The 15,103-nt window shown below is 70.4% G+C and carries 17 protein-coding genes and 1 pseudogene; 10 read left to right on the plus strand and 8 right to left on the minus strand.

All coding sequences use genetic code 11. The features are described from left to right. Positions 1-349: 349 nt before the first annotated feature. The gene (locus ACIPUC_RS01095) at positions 350-1,000 is read right to left on the minus strand and encodes a TIGR04222 domain-containing membrane protein (RefSeq protein WP_446586072.1); all 651 of its coding nucleotides are present in this window, start codon (positions 998-1,000) and stop codon (positions 350-352) included. A 169-nt stretch (positions 1,001-1,169) separates the two neighbouring features. Here ACIPUC_RS01095 and ACIPUC_RS01100 point away from each other — a divergent pair. Beyond that, a pseudogene (locus ACIPUC_RS01100) lies at positions 1,170-1,391 on the plus strand (transposase); the annotation flags it as partial. A 124-nt stretch (positions 1,392-1,515) separates the two neighbouring features. Here ACIPUC_RS01100 and ACIPUC_RS01105 read toward each other — a convergent pair. Continuing rightward, on the minus strand, positions 1,516-2,325 hold the full coding sequence (locus ACIPUC_RS01105) for an NAD(P)H-binding protein (RefSeq protein WP_446586073.1): 810 nt from the start codon (positions 2,323-2,325) through the stop codon (positions 1,516-1,518). Between the two features lie 85 nt (positions 2,326-2,410). Here ACIPUC_RS01105 and ACIPUC_RS01110 point away from each other — a divergent pair, with 85 nt between their 5' ends. The 3 genes from ACIPUC_RS01110 to ACIPUC_RS01120 all read left to right on the plus strand — a co-directional run bounded on the left by ACIPUC_RS01110 (position 2,411) and on the right by ACIPUC_RS01120 (position 4,202). Further along, on the plus strand, positions 2,411-2,824 hold the full coding sequence (locus ACIPUC_RS01110) for a winged helix-turn-helix transcriptional regulator (protein ID WP_446586074.1): 414 nt from the start codon (positions 2,411-2,413) through the stop codon (positions 2,822-2,824). A gap of 276 nt (positions 2,825-3,100) precedes the next feature. Beyond that, entirely contained in the window at positions 3,101-3,613 is a 513-nt protein-coding gene (locus tag ACIPUC_RS01115) for a hypothetical protein (RefSeq protein WP_446586752.1), read from the plus strand. Positions 3,614-4,025: 412 nt separating this feature from the next. Beyond that, a complete protein-coding gene (locus ACIPUC_RS01120) occupies positions 4,026-4,202 on the plus strand; it encodes a hypothetical protein (protein ID WP_446586075.1) in 177 nt (58 codons plus the stop codon). A gap of 243 nt (positions 4,203-4,445) precedes the next feature. Here the strand turns inward: ACIPUC_RS01120 and ACIPUC_RS01125 are convergent, their stop codons facing one another. From ACIPUC_RS01125 to ACIPUC_RS01135, 3 genes are all read right to left on the minus strand, one after another. Beyond that, positions 4,446-4,718 carry a hypothetical protein gene (locus ACIPUC_RS01125; RefSeq protein WP_446586076.1) on the minus strand — a complete coding sequence of 91 codons (273 nt, stop codon included), beginning with the start codon at positions 4,716-4,718 and terminating at the stop codon, positions 4,446-4,448. 172 nt (positions 4,719-4,890) lie between these two features. Next, complete coding sequence (locus tag ACIPUC_RS01130) at positions 4,891-5,466, minus strand: transposase (protein WP_446586077.1); 576 nt, start codon at positions 5,464-5,466, stop codon at positions 4,891-4,893. Between the two features lie 33 nt (positions 5,467-5,499). Next, on the minus strand, positions 5,500-6,084 hold the full coding sequence (locus tag ACIPUC_RS01135; RefSeq protein WP_446586078.1) for a DinB family protein: 585 nt from the start codon (positions 6,082-6,084) through the stop codon (positions 5,500-5,502). 179 nt (positions 6,085-6,263) lie between these two features. Between ACIPUC_RS01135 and ACIPUC_RS01140 the strand changes: the two genes are divergently transcribed. Together ACIPUC_RS01140 and ACIPUC_RS01145 are read left to right on the plus strand one after the other, a co-directional pair. Next, entirely contained in the window at positions 6,264-6,983 is a 720-nt protein-coding gene (locus tag ACIPUC_RS01140; RefSeq protein ID WP_446586079.1) for a response regulator transcription factor, read from the plus strand. Then, a complete protein-coding gene (locus ACIPUC_RS01145; protein WP_446586080.1) occupies positions 6,980-8,365 on the plus strand; it encodes a sensor histidine kinase in 1,386 nt (461 codons plus the stop codon). Before ACIPUC_RS01140 ends, ACIPUC_RS01145 begins: the two co-directional genes overlap by 4 nt. Here ACIPUC_RS01145 and ACIPUC_RS01150 read toward each other — a convergent pair. After that, on the minus strand, positions 8,328-8,855 hold the full coding sequence (locus ACIPUC_RS01150) for an SgcJ/EcaC family oxidoreductase (protein ID WP_446586081.1): 528 nt from the start codon (positions 8,853-8,855) through the stop codon (positions 8,328-8,330). The two genes, ACIPUC_RS01145 and ACIPUC_RS01150, sit on opposite strands and share 38 nt — an antisense overlap. A gap of 299 nt (positions 8,856-9,154) precedes the next feature. Here ACIPUC_RS01150 and ACIPUC_RS01155 point away from each other — a divergent pair, with 299 nt between their 5' ends. Next, the gene (locus ACIPUC_RS01155; RefSeq protein WP_446586082.1) at positions 9,155-9,856 is read left to right on the plus strand and encodes a hypothetical protein; all 702 of its coding nucleotides are present in this window, start codon (positions 9,155-9,157) and stop codon (positions 9,854-9,856) included. Here ACIPUC_RS01155 and ACIPUC_RS01160 read toward each other — a convergent pair. Both ACIPUC_RS01160 and ACIPUC_RS01165 read right to left on the minus strand, forming a co-directional pair. Beyond that, complete coding sequence (locus ACIPUC_RS01160) at positions 9,820-10,482, minus strand: response regulator (protein ID WP_446586083.1); 663 nt, start codon at positions 10,480-10,482, stop codon at positions 9,820-9,822. The two genes, ACIPUC_RS01155 and ACIPUC_RS01160, sit on opposite strands and share 37 nt — an antisense overlap. Further along, positions 10,479-11,606, minus strand: coding sequence for a sensor histidine kinase (locus ACIPUC_RS01165; RefSeq protein ID WP_446586084.1), 1,128 nt, complete (start codon positions 11,604-11,606; stop codon positions 10,479-10,481). Before ACIPUC_RS01165 ends, ACIPUC_RS01160 begins: the two co-directional genes overlap by 4 nt. A 197-nt stretch (positions 11,607-11,803) precedes the next feature. Here ACIPUC_RS01165 and ACIPUC_RS01170 point away from each other — a divergent pair, with 197 nt between their 5' ends. From ACIPUC_RS01170 to ACIPUC_RS01180, 3 genes are all read left to right on the plus strand, one after another. Further along, on the plus strand, positions 11,804-12,226 hold the full coding sequence (locus ACIPUC_RS01170; RefSeq protein WP_446586085.1) for a DUF6223 family protein: 423 nt from the start codon (positions 11,804-11,806) through the stop codon (positions 12,224-12,226). 337 nt (positions 12,227-12,563) lie between these two features. Further along, positions 12,564-13,034, plus strand: a complete 471-nt coding sequence (locus ACIPUC_RS01175; protein WP_446586086.1) for a hypothetical protein — start codon at positions 12,564-12,566, stop codon at positions 13,032-13,034. A gap of 309 nt (positions 13,035-13,343) precedes the next feature. After that, the gene (locus ACIPUC_RS01180) at positions 13,344-14,570 is read left to right on the plus strand and encodes a hypothetical protein (RefSeq protein ID WP_446586087.1); all 1,227 of its coding nucleotides are present in this window, start codon (positions 13,344-13,346) and stop codon (positions 14,568-14,570) included. The last annotated feature ends 533 nt before the right edge of the window (positions 14,571-15,103 follow it).

The following is a 15,103-nucleotide window of genomic DNA, read 5'->3' on the forward strand; positions in this document are numbered from 1 at the left end:
TCATGTAAGAGATCAATCGGCCGGCAGCGGCCGGCCGTCCAGCGCGTGGCCGGGATGTTCGCGCGGGAACCGCCGCGGACTTCGACGTACCGGGTCCGCGTGAGCCCGGTGAACGCCCGGAACTCGTGGCAGAAGTGGGCCTGCTCGAAGCAGCCTGCGCCACCGGCGGAGTCGCCCCAGTCGACCGGTCCGGCGCGGTTGATCGCGAACACAGGGGCGGCGAAGCGGTAGGTGCGGGCCGTTGGAGGCCGGCTTGCGCCGCGACTCCAATACCAAGGCGCGCGAGCGTTCAGACACCTGCCGTGGAAGTTTGAGTACTCCGACCCGTAGTGAACTGGCCCGTGAGCACTCACTCCCCGCCTCCCCCACCGCCTCCCCCGCCCCCGCCGCCATCGCCTCCCCAGCCCCCACCGCCGTCGCCTCCCCAGCCGCCGCCTGAGTGTGGACCGGAGTCGCCGTCCAGGCGCGGGGACCTGCGCCCCGACATCGGGCCCTGGCCGCTGCGCCTCGGCGTCGGGCCAGGGCGGGGTGGAACCGCCTGCGCGCGGCCAGCCGGGCGTCGCACGGTCCCCTCCCGGACCGTGGCGCTTTCGACGAAGACGTACGCCGGCATGCGCGGGTCGCGTTCGGCCTGCTGGAGGTGTCGTCGGCCGGCCCGGGTCGCCTGACGGTCCGCGCCCGCCACCAGGCCCCATACGGCCAGCCCACGGCCGATCTCTTCAACCTCCGGGGAGCGTTGCAGGCCAGCGCGTACCGTGTCGATGCTCTTGGTGCGCCCGCAGAAGGCGACCACAGCGCGCTCCACCGCATGCAGGGGTTGCTCCCCATCCACCGTACGCACCTGCGAGGCGTGCACCACGAGCAGCCCGCGCCGGTTCAGCGCGATGACCGCGCTGTCCACCACCCGCCGGGCCCCGCCCGCCAGGAACGCGACGTCATACACATCCAGAGTCCGCGTCTCGCCCGAGCCCCTTGCGATCCACCGGAACACCCACCGCATACCAGATCCGCCCCCGTTTCGGCCCACTTCATCTGTCGGCAGTGTCACCTGACAGCACAGCGACCAACCCTCTTCCCGCCATCTCAGAGCAACACTTGAGCTACGGCCGACTAGGCACTGTTTCTCGGATCCCCTGATGTGGGTGCGGTGTTGGCGTCAGGTCGGCCGTATGCGTCGTGGAGATCTGACGAACGCGGAGTGGGACCTGCTGGGATCGTTCCTACCTCCTGGTGGCGCGCGTGGGGGCCGGTGGAGCGATCACCGTCGGGTGATCAACGGGGTTCTCTACCGGGTGCGGACGGGTGTGCAGCGGCGAGACCTCCCGGTGCGATTCGAACCCTGGGAGACGGTCCATGAACGGCATCGCCGCTGGTCAGCGGACGGAGCGTGGATCGGCAGCGGCGGTATGCGGCCGGGCATCGGCTACGGCGGCAGGACTGCCTCCCCAAGGACGTCCGCGCCTTCACCGCCTCGGCAGAGGACTTTCCTGGCCGCGCGGGGCCTGTGCTCTGGGGCTATGCGAGGGTTGCTGGGAGCGGAGATCGGGGTTCGCGGCCCAGGAGTTGACGAAGGTCACCACCGGTTCGGGACATGAATCCGGCAGCGATGGCGGAGTAGGTGCCCACCAGCATCGGCACCTGGAACAGTTCGGCGCCGGAGGCGGCGATGCGCGCGCGGGCCTGGGCGAGTGTCTCCGGCTCATAGGTGACGTGCGGTCCGTGTGCGCGGGCCAGGTCGGCGCCGCCGATCGCCTGCTCGCCGACGAGTTCATAGATGCGTCCTGCGTGAGCGGGCGCCTCCACCGTTACCCGTACCGCGGCGTCGGCCAGATCCGCCCGCGCAACGGCTGCCAGACGGCCCTCACCAAGCGGGGCAGTGATCCGGCCGCCCTCCAACGGCGCGAGCCCTGCCAGCAGCTCCGCGTAGAGGCCGTTGCGCAGGATCGTCCAGTCCATGGTGCTCTCCCGGAGCCGCCTCTCGGTCCAGCGGTGCGGCAGCGCGTAAGGGAGGTGATCGCCGTCGGCGGTCAGGCTTGTATAGACGACATGCCCCACACCGGCCTTCTCGGCGGCGTCGATGGCGGCGCCGTGCCGGGCTATGACGGTGTCGTCCTCGCCGTAGCCCGCGGAGATCAGGACCAGCACATCCACACCGTCGAAGCCCCTGATGAGGGTGCTGCGATCGTCGAAGTCGATGCGGCGGACAGGCAGCACAGCCGGGCACTGCTGAGGATCGCGCGTTCCAAGGACCGTGTCGTCACGGTCAGCCAGCCGCTCGGCAATCAGCGCGCCCAAGGCGCCGGCAGCTCCAGTAACCATGATCATCAGGGTCTTCCCGTTCCGGTAGGTTCTCTTCGGTAACCGGGATCATCCTGCGGGTTTGCGTCACGAAGCGTAAGGAGGCACTTCCATGTCAGTAGGGCACAAAGGGGTAACCACCGAACCCGTAGTCACGTGCGGCGATGAGCACGAGGATTGCGGGATCCGTGAGGTGCTCGACCGGATCGGGGACAAATGGTCGGTCCTGGTCGTCGTCGAACTGGCCCAGGGCGTACGTCGTTTCCGACAGCTGCAACGCGCCCTCCCCGGCATCTCGCAGCGGATGCTGACGCTCACTGTGCGTCGGCTGGAACGCGACGGGCTGGTCACCCGGACCGTGCACCCGACAGTGCCTCCGCAGGTCGAGTACGCGCTCACGACGATGGGCCACAGCCTCACACATCTGGTGAAAGCCCTCGCGGACTGGTCAGCCGACCACCGCGATGCCATCGCGCGAGCACGCCAAGAATGGGATGCCGTGCATCCCGACTCCGGAATCCGCTGACCGAATGGGCCCCAGCAACCCTTCGCCTGGACTTACCTGCCGAGCATGCCCTGCGGCCCGCCGTGGCGCTGTGCGGCTCAGGGCCTTGCTAGTGCTGTGACCGCGAACGTTCGCCGGGTTGGTGGCGAAGTCCTCGACGGCCGGATGGATGGATAACCCAGCTCGTCCGGCGATTGAGTCCTCCTCAGGTCCTCCCTCAGCGGGTGCGCCCTCATTCGCAGGGCGGATACGGTCCGCCGTAGCGGACGAAGCGCGGCCGCCATGTCCAGGGCCAGCATGTACGTCATGACGACAGCGACCGCCCCTCTCCCCGCCTCCGCACCTGCGCCTGTCTGGGCTCGCCGCGCCGCCCACGCCATCGCGCTGTGCGCCGTCCCGTCCGGCCTGTGGCGCATCGCTATGGCATCCGGTGTCTATGTGGGCTACAGCGACCAGGTGCTGCGCGACGTCTTCGACATCCCGGGCTGGGGCATCGCATACGTCGTCGGTCTCTCCGTCCTTGCCGAGCTGGCCGCTCTGTCTCCGCTGCTGCTGGTCAGTGACCGGTGGCGGCCGCTCCACCCCGGGGTCCTCGCCCCGCTGGCCTGGACCGCCTCGGGCGTCCTGGTCCTGGTGGCACTGTGGCAAGTCGTGGTCGCTTTCACCGTCGAGAGCCAGACGTACATGTCGAGCGGTACGGCACAGACCGTCTGGGGCTTCGCCTTCGCCCCGCTGTTTGCCATCCCGGCCCTGATGATCGCGGTGACCTGGTCGTACGCAAAGCGGCACCGGGCACGGGGACAGTCATAACGCAGCAGCCGACACCGTAAGGCTTCACGACTGATGCAGATCACGCGTCCGTGCACCCGGCGCAGATAGCTTCGGGGCGGGAAGGATGACCTTGTTACGCCGGGTCATGGCACTGCTACCGCAGCTCCCGCAGAAACTCCTCTGGAGTGACCGTCCCCCTCAGCGTTTCTGCCTCCGTCGCGGTGACGGCCTGCGTGTGCCGTCCCCCCACCTCATCGTCACCCCCACCCGGTCTTGATCGCGACTCGGCCCGGGCGGCCGCGCCGACGCCCGGGGGGGCCGCCGGGCGCCGCGGCGTTCAGGTGTCGCGGACTTCGGCGACCAGCAAGGTCAGGGGTGAGCACGCTCCGGGGCTCGCTGAAGGCGGACCCCCGCCCAACCTCCCATGGTTCCCGCGCAGGACACTGTCCTGGTGAACACTCGACGCGCCCTGGGCACAGGCCCCCGCTCCTCCGCCGCCTCCCCCGGATCCCGCAGGGCCCGCCTTGCCGCCGAGGGCACCGAGCCGGCTCCCCTGGAAGAGTCCGCCCCCGAGCCCAAGGCCGTACCCGGCCGCCGCACACTCGGCGAAGGCCCCACACACCGCTGACTGGTTCGCGCCTCGGCATGGGGGGCGGCCCGGTGGAATTGCCCCCGGAATCCCGGGCACCGGGCCTCACCCACACACGCCATATCGGCGCGGGCTGGCGTCGACCCTCGCCCGAAGCGGCCGGGACCGGGCGGTGTGACTGAGCACCGTGCTATGCGGCCAAGTACGGTGCTCACCTCACGTATCGCTGGAGGAAGCCCGCGTTGGATTGGCTTCGCGGGTCATTCGCCGGGCGGAGCGCTCCTATTCGGGGGCCAGTCGGCAGGCGGTCACCGCGGTCCCGTTCGTCACACTGCTCGCGGTCAGACCGGACACACACGCATCGTGGGCACCGGTCAACGCGACGTAGCACGCCGCGCGGACGGATTCCGGAGCCTCGCCGCCCTTCAGCTCCCGCTCGACTTGGTTGATGCAGGCCGTGACGTCTGCGTGTGCGGCGGGGGCTGTAAGAGCCGCGCCTCCGAGGGCGAGGGTCAGGCCGGTGAGGACACTTGCGATACGGGTCGACGTGCTCATGGGACGTACCTGCTCTCCGGGATCGCCGCGCGGCCCGGGACCTGGGCGTGCCGGAACCACGTGGGAACGGCGCCGAGCGCATGCGGCCGACTTGGAGCCACAGGGTCCCGGCCCCCGCACCGGACCTGCTCGGCAGGGCATCCCCTCCCTCTTCAGACGCTAGGGCAGCCGCCTACCGCACGCACCCGCTGGGGCCCGGATCAGCCCGGGACCCGGTGATGCTCTGCGCCGGGTACGCCACGGGGCCGAGGTCTCCGCCGAGGACGGTCTGGGTGGTCGGTGGCCCGTCCCAGAGGGCGGAGGGGTTCGTTGGCGATGGCCACAACGGGCAGGGAAAGCTCGCCGCTGTGCGCGAAAAAACATGGTTCGGCCCGGTCGGCGACCCCCCTTCTGGTGCGGCCGGAGGCCGCGTCGACGATCGCCGAGGTCCAGTCCACCTCGGCCCCGGGGCCCCGAGTTCGTCCAGCACCGCCCGGTGCAGCCGACGCCACACGCCGGCCTCGGTCCATACCGTGAAGCGGGGATGCGCGGTGGCGGGCGACGTGCCGAACGTCGGCGGCAGATGCCGCCAGGCACAGCCGCTGGTCAGCGCGTACACCACTGCCGTGAACACGGCCCGCTCGTCACACGGAGCGGTCCCACCACCTTGCGGACGGGCAGCGAACGATGGCGGCAACGGGGCGGCCAGCACCCAGAGTTCAGCAGGAACCAGACGCTTCCATAGATCAGGACCCGCGACCGGCATCATGCCGCACGAACATCACGTCACGTGAGACAGCCTCTAAGCCTTGATCGGTGCGGCCGACCTCGCGGCCTGCTCGATCTTCGCGCGGTAGGCTGCACGGGCTTCCTCGTCGATCTGCCTCTCGTGTTCGGCCCGCAACCCGGTCCGGCCGTCGAGGCCCTCGCGCAGGATATCGGCGTGCCCGGCATGCCGGATGGACTCGCCGAGGACATGGACCATGACGGCGAACAGGTTCGTGTCGGCATGAGGCTCCGGCCACCACGGCACGTGGCCGGGGGCGTCGAGGGGAAGCTCGTTGATCGTCGCGTCCGAGTGTTCCCACGTGCGCCGGTAGAACCCGATGATCTGATCGCGGGTCTCGTCCTCGGTCGCCCACAGATCGCTGCCGTCGGAGTCCTGCCACTGGGGCAGCGGTTCCGGGGAAGGGCGGTCGAAGACCTCGCCGAAGTACCTGGCCTCGACGCTGGCCACGTGTTTGACCAGGCCGAGGAGGTTGGTCCCGGTCGCTGTCAAAGGTCGGCGGGCATCGTATTCGGACAAGCCGTCGAGTTTCCAGAGCAGCGCCTTGCGGTCCCGCCGCAGTCTCCCGTGCAGGTTGTCTTTCGCGAATTCATCGATCATGCGGCATGAGCCTGCCATGGGCCGCTCGTGATCTCAAGATCCCATACGTGGTCCGCAACGACTGGCAGAGCCGAGGCCCCGTCGAAGCCCGGCGACCGCCCGTCGACTGCGCCTCCGCTCAGGCGGGCGGCGGATACCTCGCGGTTGAACATTAATCTTCAACTACTAGGGTTCGGCTCATGCGGGTACTCCTGGTGGAAGACGACGAACCGATCGCCCAATCCCTCCGGCGCGGCCTGGTCCGCTACGGGTTCGAGGTGGAGTGGGTGACCACGGGCGCGACTGCCCTGGCCTACCCGGGGGCGTACGACGTCGTCCTGCTCGACCTCGGGCTGCCCGACACCGACGGGCTCGACGTCTGCAAGGCCCTCCGCCACCGGGGGGACGTACCGATCATCGTGATCAGCGCGCGGAGCGACGAGACGGACCGTGTGGTCGGGCTTGAGCTGGGCGCCGACGACTACGTGTCCAAGCCCTTCGGCGTACGGGAGGTCATCGCCCGCATCCGAGCCGTGATGCGGCGGACGCACGCTGCCGGCGCGACGGCGAGCGGTGGCCCCGACCGGTACGGGCCGCGCCTGACCGTGGACCGTAGGGCAGCCCGCGTACGGCTGGATGGTGAGGAAGTGGGCCTCGCACCGAAGGAGTACGACCTGCTCGCGTTCCTCACGCAGGAGCCGGGCGCGCTGATGTCGCGCGAGCAGATCATGGAGGCGGTCTGGGACGCGAACTGGTTCGGGCCGACCAAGACGCTTGACGTCCATGTGGCCGTTCTGCGTCGGAAGTTCGCGGGTGCACTGACCATCGAGGCCGTACGGGGTGTGGGGTTCCGGCTCGTCGTGAACGAGGGCGTGAGCGAAGGCGTGAGCCACGGCTTGAGCGATGGCGGCGCCTCGTGATCAGGCAGCTCGTCCGCAGTTACGTGCTGCTCGTCGCCGTCGCCGTCGCCCTGTTCACCGTGCCCGTCGCCTTCACGCTCACCACCCAGCTGAAGGGCGACACCGCGGTCTCCGTCAAGCGCGAGGCCTCGACCATGGCGCTCCTCCTGGGCGACGGCAGCGAGGCCTCGTGCCGGGCCCTCGCGGAGATGGCCATGGCCTATGGCCGGCAGACGCCCGGGGATGTCCAGGTCGTCTCGGTCGTCTCCGGGCAGCGATGCCTGGGGATGGTGCCGCCGGCCGGCCGGGACCAGGCGCTGACCCGCGCCCTGGAGAAGGGCGAGCCCACGACCGACTGGGGCTCCTCGTTCATCTGGGGCCCCGACCTGGTGATCACCGTCCCCGCCCACCAGCGCGCCGACGGCCCGGTCGTGGGCGCCGTACGCATCGTGTACTCGACCAGGGACCTCACCTCCCGGCTGTGGAGCATCTGGGGCTTCCGGGCGGTCCTCGCGGTGTTCGTCCTGGGGGTGGCAGCCCTGGTCGGCGCCGTGGCGGCGCGGCGCCTGACCCGTCCCCTGCGCCAGCTCAACGACATGGCGAGCAAGTTCAGCGACGGCGACCTGACGGCCCGTTCGCCGGTGACCGGCCCCAGGGAGACGCAGACGCTGGCGCGCACCCTCAACCAGGGGGCCGAGCGCCTCGACACCCTGATGTCCGCACAGCGCAACTTCGTCGCGGACGCGTCCCACCAGCTCCGTACGCCCCTGACGGCCCTGCGCCTTTCGCTCGACAACATCGCGGACGGCGTGGACGACGAGTACGCCAAGGAGGATGTGGAGCAGGCGACGGCGGAGGTCGTCCGGATGAGCCGCCTGGTCAACGACCTGCTGGTGCTGGCGCGGGCCGAGGCGAAGGTCACGGCCACGGAACCGCTGGCGCTGGGGGACGTACTGGAGGAGCGGCTGTCGGTGTGGCGGCCGGCCGCCGACGAGCGCGGAATCACCATCGCGCTCCGGGGGAATGCCGACGGCCGGCTGTTCGTGATGGCCAGCCCGGGCCACCTGGACCAGGTCCTGGACAACGTGCTCTCCAACGCCCTGGAGGTCTCACCGGACGGCGGGACGATCACGGTACGCGTGGAGGCGGGCGAGGGCGACGAGATCGCGCTGCAGGTGCTTGACCAGGGCCCCGGCATGTCGGATGGCGAGAAGTCCCGGGCCTTCGACCGCTTCTGGCGCGGTCAGGGCCTCACCGGGCGCTCCGGGTCCGGCCTCGGGCTCGCCGTCGTCAAGCAGCTGTTGACGGACGACGGTGGGGCCGTGGCGTTGCGGGACGCACCCGGGGGCGGGCTCTGCGTATGGATCAGCCTGCGGCCGGCAGCGCAGAGGAGTGGTGGTTGACGATCTTCCACTGGCCGTTCCGCTTCTCGTACTCGTACGTGTAGCGGGCCTTGACCGTCTTCTTCTCGCCGGTCTCGGGATCGGTGACGTGGAAGTCGTACAGCCCGGTGTCGATCGCGGAGTCGCCGTCGAGGACGTTGATGACGGTCTCGACCTTCACGCCCCGCGGCTTGTTCTCGAGGAAGTGCTCCATGTAGTCGACGATGCCGGCGCGGTCGGTACGGATCTCCGGGGACAGGGTCGGCAGAAGCACCGCGTCCGGGGCGTAGAGGTCGGCCACCTTCTCGGCGTCGCCGGTCTGCAGAGCCGTGTTCCAGGTGTCGAAGAGGGCGGCGATCTGCTGCTTCGACGGCTTGGCCGGCGCAGCCTTCTCGGGCGTCGCCGCGCTGACGCCGACGGTGACCGTGGCGGCGGCCGCGGCGGCGGCGGCGACGAGGGCGACGCGTATACGGGTCTTGCGGGCGTTGGGTGCCTTGGGGGCGTTGGTCATCACAACTCCAGTGCGGTGGGGGGTGGTTCCGAGTGACTCCAGACTCGCGTCGCACTGGTGAGGGCTGATCAAGTGGACGTACAGGGGTGGAACAAGGTGCGTCCAATTCGTCTACGGTGACGGGCCCGCGCGCCGGACTGGAGCGGCACGGCCTCGGCGGCCTGAGCGCTGTCGTACTCATCGATCGTCCGAGGCCGCGAACCGATCCGGCGCCGTCCGTCCTGGATCTGGCTCAGGTGGAGATTGGCTGCGCTCCAGCCCACGACCGCGATCCGGCGGCATTTGCGGGAGACTGTGGGGTGCCTACTTCCAGCTCGCTTGCAGCCTCCGACGAGATACATGCGCATCTCGTCGATCAGTTGAATCTCGCCCTGCGGCGTCCCGGAATGTTTGGGAAGGAGCCGGAGCTGGCCTTGCGCATGCTGATGGACCACTTGCTGTTCGCAGAGTGCCGGACCGAGGCCTTGGCCGAGCAGCAGCGCGTCTGGGAAGAGCGCGGCGCCTGGTCCAGCACCGGTGTCGCGGGCGTGTTCCGCAACCTGATCCCGGAGCGCTATTACGAGTACGGCATCGCCTCGGTGTATGCCGAGTTCGCGCACCGCCGCGGCTGGCTCAAGCCCGACCGCGTACTGGACCGTGACGAATACGCAGTCCTGCAGGGTGCGGTCCGCCAGTGGGCGGGCGAGGACCGCGTGTGGACGGACGTCGTCGACGAGTTCGGTACCCCGTCGATGTTGTTCGGCAGCGGCAACCCCTACTACGGCAAGACCCTCGGCTACCTGACTGAGAACCCGGACGAACCGATGGTGTCCTTCCATCTCTGGAACGGCACCGCTCCGGGAGCGGAGCAGTCATGGCCACCGGAGCACGAAGAACCCCTCCTGCTTGCAGTGCGCTTCGGAACGGGGCCCTTCCGCCAGACCTTCACCTTCACCCCGGAGGGCCGGCGACGGCTCCCGGCTTGTCAGGAGTTGTGGGGCGTCACCAGGCCGGATTCGTAGGCGAGTACCACGAGCTGGGCGCGGTCGCGGGCACGGAGTTTGGTCATGGCCCGATTGATGTGGGTCTTGGCGGTCAGTGGGCTGATCACCATGCGGTCCGCGATCTCGTCATTTGAAAGGCCCTGCGCGACCAGCACAACGGCCTCGCGTTCGCGGCTGGTCAGCTCTTCCAGAGCCGTGCTGGCGGCGGTGGGAGGAGGCTGGGTTACGTACCGGTTGATCAGCTTGCGGGTGATCGAGGGCGCGAGCAGGGCGTCGCCGCGCGCGGCCACACGTACGGCGTGCAGGAAGTCCTCCGGCACGATGTCCTTGACGAGGAATCCGGCCGCGCCGGCGCGCAGGGCGTTGAAGACGTACTCGTCCAGGCCGTAGTTGGTCAGGATGACGACGTGCACTCCGGCGAGGGCAGGGTCTGCTGCGATGCGCCGGGTCGTTTCGATGCCGTCGAGGACCGGCATCTGGATGTCGATCAGCGCGACGTCGGGCAGGTGGTTCCTGGCGAGCTCCAGGCCCTCCTGCCCGTTGGCGGCCTCGGCCACGACCTTGATGTCGTCTTCGAGGTCGAGGAACGCGCGGAATCCGCTGCGGATGAGCGGCTGGTCGTCGACAAGCAGGACACGGATCACGATGCTCGCTCCACGGGAAGTTCGGCCTGGACGGTGAAGCCGCCCTCGCTTCTCGGTTCGGCTCGGAGCCGGCCGCCAAGGGCGGTGACGCGTTCGCGCATCCCCATAAGCCCGATGCCGGGCTGGGGCGCACTGTCCGGCGTGGCTTTGCCGTCGTCGTCGATGCGGATCGCGAGGGTGTCCGGCCGGTAGTCGATGTGGACCAATACCGTGCCGGCGTTCGCGTGACGGGCGATGTTGGTCAGCGATTCCTGAACGACCCGGTAGGCGGTCCTGCCCACTGCGGTCGGCACGTCGTGTCGCCGGCCCTCGATCGTCAGCGTTGTCTCCAGGCCGTTCTTGGCAGCCCGCTCGACGAGTTCGGTGACGTGGTCCAGCCCGTGCGGCGGGGTGGTGTCGTCGTCGCGCAGTGCCTGCAGGGTCGCGCGGAGCTCCCGGGACGCCTCCCGGCCGGCCTCCCGGATCGCCAGCATGGCCTCGGGGACCTCTTCGCCGCGCTTGCGGGCCACGTGTACGGCGGCTTCGGACTGCACCTTGATGACCGAGATCTGGTGGGTGAGTGAATCGTGCAGTTCCCGCGCGATGTGCAGCCGCTCCTCGTCGGCGCGGCGCCGCGCGGTCTCCTCGCGGGTGCGTTCGGCTTCGTCGGCCCGCTGTTCGGCCTGGCGGAGGGCTTCACCGGCGGCGCCGGCGGCGATGAGCCAGGCGATTTGGAGGGCGCCCCGGGCCTGCGCGAACGCCTCGCCCGTGTCGTGCAGGCCCGATACCAGGGCCGCGAGCGGAAGAGCCGCCAGCACGGCCACGCTCACCACCACCGTGACGGTCCGGTGTCCCGCCCGCATCGCCGCGTACACCGCGAAGAGGAACGCGACGGCAGCCACGTCGAACCCTGCCGCCTGGTAGCCCACCGCGCACAGCCCGGTGACGGCGAGGACGGCGACCGGAGCCCGGCGGCCGGCCGCCAGGGCCAGGCCGCCCACCGCCAACAGCGCGTAGCCGAGCAGGTCGAGGCCCGTGGCGGAGTGCTGCCCCGACAGACCGGTGACCAGCAGCGCCGCCGCCACGCCTACCGCGATCAGCCAGTCCCTGACACCGGCCCGAACGCGGAATCGTCCTTTGTTCATGCGCGCACCGTAGCCCGTGGCCGCCGCGGGCGAATCCCGCTCGCGGACGAGCGGCCGACTACCACGCGCGCAGTAGCTCCGCGGCACCTGCCGCGTCCGTGGTAGCGCGAACTGTCTGCGCCTGCCGGACGACCTGCCACGGGTCCGGCCGACATGCTCGAACCACATCCAGTCGTGGGAAGAGAAGGAGCACCCTGATGTCCGCTCGTCGCCTGTTCGCCGCCTTTGCCACCGCCCTGCTCGGCGGGCTCGGTCTTGCCGCACCAGCGGCAGCGCACGCCTCGATCCGGCCGGTCGCCGCCGGCGTCACCGACTTCAGCCTCGGGAGGCTCGGCGCCGCCACCGGCGGGCTGCTGGGGCTGGCCGCCGTCGTCATCGCCGTGCTGGCGCTGACCCGGCCCGCCAGTCGTCTCGGCGTTGCCAACGGGTCGCTGGGGGCCGCGGCGGCCGTGGTCGCCGGGCTGACCGCCACGGCCCTCGGCGCTCTGGTCGCGGCCACTGCCGACGGTGGACTCGGCACCGGCAACGGGCTGGGCGGGGCCTACGTGGCCCTGCTGCTCGGGTTGGCCGGCACTGCCCTGGGCGGGCGGGCTCTGACCCGCTCCCGCCGCACGCGTTGAACCCCGGCGGATACGCATTCTGCCGCGGTCACGCCTGCGGGCGGTCACCGCGCGACGTACCGCGTACGCAGCGGCGCCTGCGGCCAGAACTGCGGCGCCGCTGACTCCCGAGGAGGAGGACGTCGGTACTTGCTGCCCGCCGTCTCGTGTGCCGGTCGGCTCGGAGTAAGTGATCATGGCCTCGGAGCCCTGAACTCGGGCCCCAGCCGCGAATCTGACCGCCGGGGTAGGTCCGGAGGGCCGCAGGCGTAACCCCGCCGCCGAAAGCGCCGCCGTGTACCTCGCTGCCCGCCGGCCTCACCGCCGAAACCGCCTACCCGAGAGGACCCAACACCTGATGTCCATATGGCCTTCGATCGTTGCCGTACTCGGTACCCTCGCCGGTGCCCTGACCGCCGGACTCCTCCAGCAGCGTTCGGCACGCACCGCACGCGCCGAGGAGCGCGCCCACGGCCACCGCCAGGACCAGCTCGGCGCCGTCACCGACTTCGCGGCCGCCCTGGACGCGCACCGCTCGGCGATGTTCCATCGGGAGCGTCTGGCTCTGACCGAGGCAGGCACCGAGCACCAGTTGGAGACCCAGACGAGGTCCCACGAAACCCGGGCGGCAATCACCGCGCCGCACATCCGACTTCAGGTCCTGGTCCCCGAGCTGGCCGGCCCCGCCCAGCAGGCCGCAGATGCCACGTACGCGCTGCGCAAGGCCGTCGACCGGACCGAGCTGGACGCCCGGCGGCATGCAGCCAAGGAAGCATCCGTCGCCTTCATCGCCGCGGCCGCCACGCTGCTGAGCCCCCACAACCACTGACCGAGGCCGAGGCCGACCACTGCGCAGGTCGGCAATCGAGACAAGTCGGCCCCCGGCCAGGACGTAGTCACGTACGCGGAGTTCATGGGGCGGACAGTCCAGCGGTGCGCACGCGGCGGTCCGGGCGATCCAAGGAGTCCGTCACTGCCCTGGCGGCCACATATCCGGTGTCCTGCTACGAGGGTATGTCCATCATGACAGGTCAGCGCCGTTTTTCGTAGGACGGAACGCACAGTTCGCGAGCCTTGTCCGGTCCGCTCCCCGACGCCCAGAATCTCCTTCGTGAATCAGCCGGAGAACAGGGGGAGCATGGGGAAGATTGATCACGACGCGGTGCTGCGGGCACGGGTGCTGCTGTTGGGTTCCGGCCGGCTGGGCCTGCTGGAAGAGGTCCACGCGTACCGGGTTCTGGCGGAGGTGAGCCCGAAGGCGTATCTGCCGAAGCTGGTCGATGCACTTCTCTCGATGAGCTACCGCAGCCGGGACCCGGAGGTGGACCTGACGTTGGCCGCCGAAGCGGTCGAAGTCGCGCGGAGGATCGAGGACGGGGCTCCGAAGCGGGCAGAACGGCTGTGCAGGGCCCTGGATGTCTACCAGTCGGCCCTGTTCGCTCTCGGACGCCGACCCGAGGGGTACGCGGCCTGCGAGGAGATGGCCGAGGCCGGAAAGAGCGGGCGGCTGGCGAATGTCCTCGCCGAGGACGGGCGGTTCCGGGAGGCCGCGGAACTCAACGAGAAGGCAGCCCGGAACGGCATACCGGAGCACTCCTTCTGGAACATGGTCGAGTGGGCGGCGAACCTGGAGGGCGCCGGACTGCACGATGCTGCATCGGCCGTATTCGGCGAGCTCCTTGACCAGACCCGGCGCGCGGCCGCCGGGCAGCGCACGGCGCTGGCCATCCTCACCTGGGAGCTGGTGCACTTCACCCGGATGCGCGAGGCCGCCGGGCAGGAGGCGGACGCCGCGGCCGGCCGGCGGGAGGCACTGGCCGTCCTGGAGGAACTGGCGACAACGGGTGAGCCTGAGAACTGGAGCTGCGTCCTCGGGTGGTGGGTCACCCTGTTCGCCCTGTCGGGGCGGGTCGACGAACCGGCTGCGAGCCCCGAGTCCCCCATGCCGCCGTTCGGCACCGACCTCAGATGGTCGAGCGCCACGCGCGATGCGTTCCTCGGCACCCTGCCAGAGCTCGAAGCGGAGGCGGCAAGACTGCGGGAGGCCGGCCGGCTGCCTGAACTGGTGGACGTCCAACGCAGGATCAGCATCCGCGCGGCCCTCCGCGAAGGCAACCACCCCTATCGGTTCGGTGAGCGGTTCAGGCCGTACTTCGACGAAGGCGTGGCACTCGCCCGCCGCCTGCCCGACGACCCTGCCCGCCTCGTCCGGGCAGGCGTGGCACTCGCCCGCCGCCTGCCCGACGACCCTGCCCGCCTCGTCCGGGCCTTGACGGACCGCTCGATGTTCCTCGTCGCTGCCCGCACCTTCGAGCCCGCGTTCGCCGACTTCGCCGAGGCCGTCGCCCTCGTCGACGCCCGGTAGCCGATGCGCAAGGACGGCAGGGACCCGGGCCGTTCCGGTGAGCGGCCGACCATCTGGTCGTAACCCGCTGACGACGGTCCCCACTCTTGCCGGTGGGCTGGTACCGCGGGTTCGACCGGGCGGGCTGACCGGGCGCAGCGGTGGTTGGCGGGTGGAGCGGGAGCGGGCCGCTGCCGGGCAGACCCACAGCCGGGACGCGGGCGCGGGCTGCGCGGACGGCGGCGTTGTCAGGGAGCGGCAGGTCGCGTCCACGAGGCGGCCCACCAGGGTCGTACCCGAGGTCTGCTTCCAGGAGGCGTCGGCCGTCAGGCGGTTCGGGTGCTGGGCGGAGGCATGTGTGCCGTCGCCCTCGCCGATATTCCGCATGCGGGCAGCCAGCAGCGGCCACTGCCGCCTGCCTTGGTTGCGCAGGCTGGGACGGGCAGGAGCGGCAAAACGGGGGCGCGGGGGCCGCGGGGGGCGGGGCCCCCCCCCCCCCCCCCGGGCCACCCCCCCCCCCCCCCCGGGGGGGCCGCCCCCCCCCCCCCCGCCCC

Source organism: Streptomyces sp. LARHCF249 (assembly GCF_052871255.1).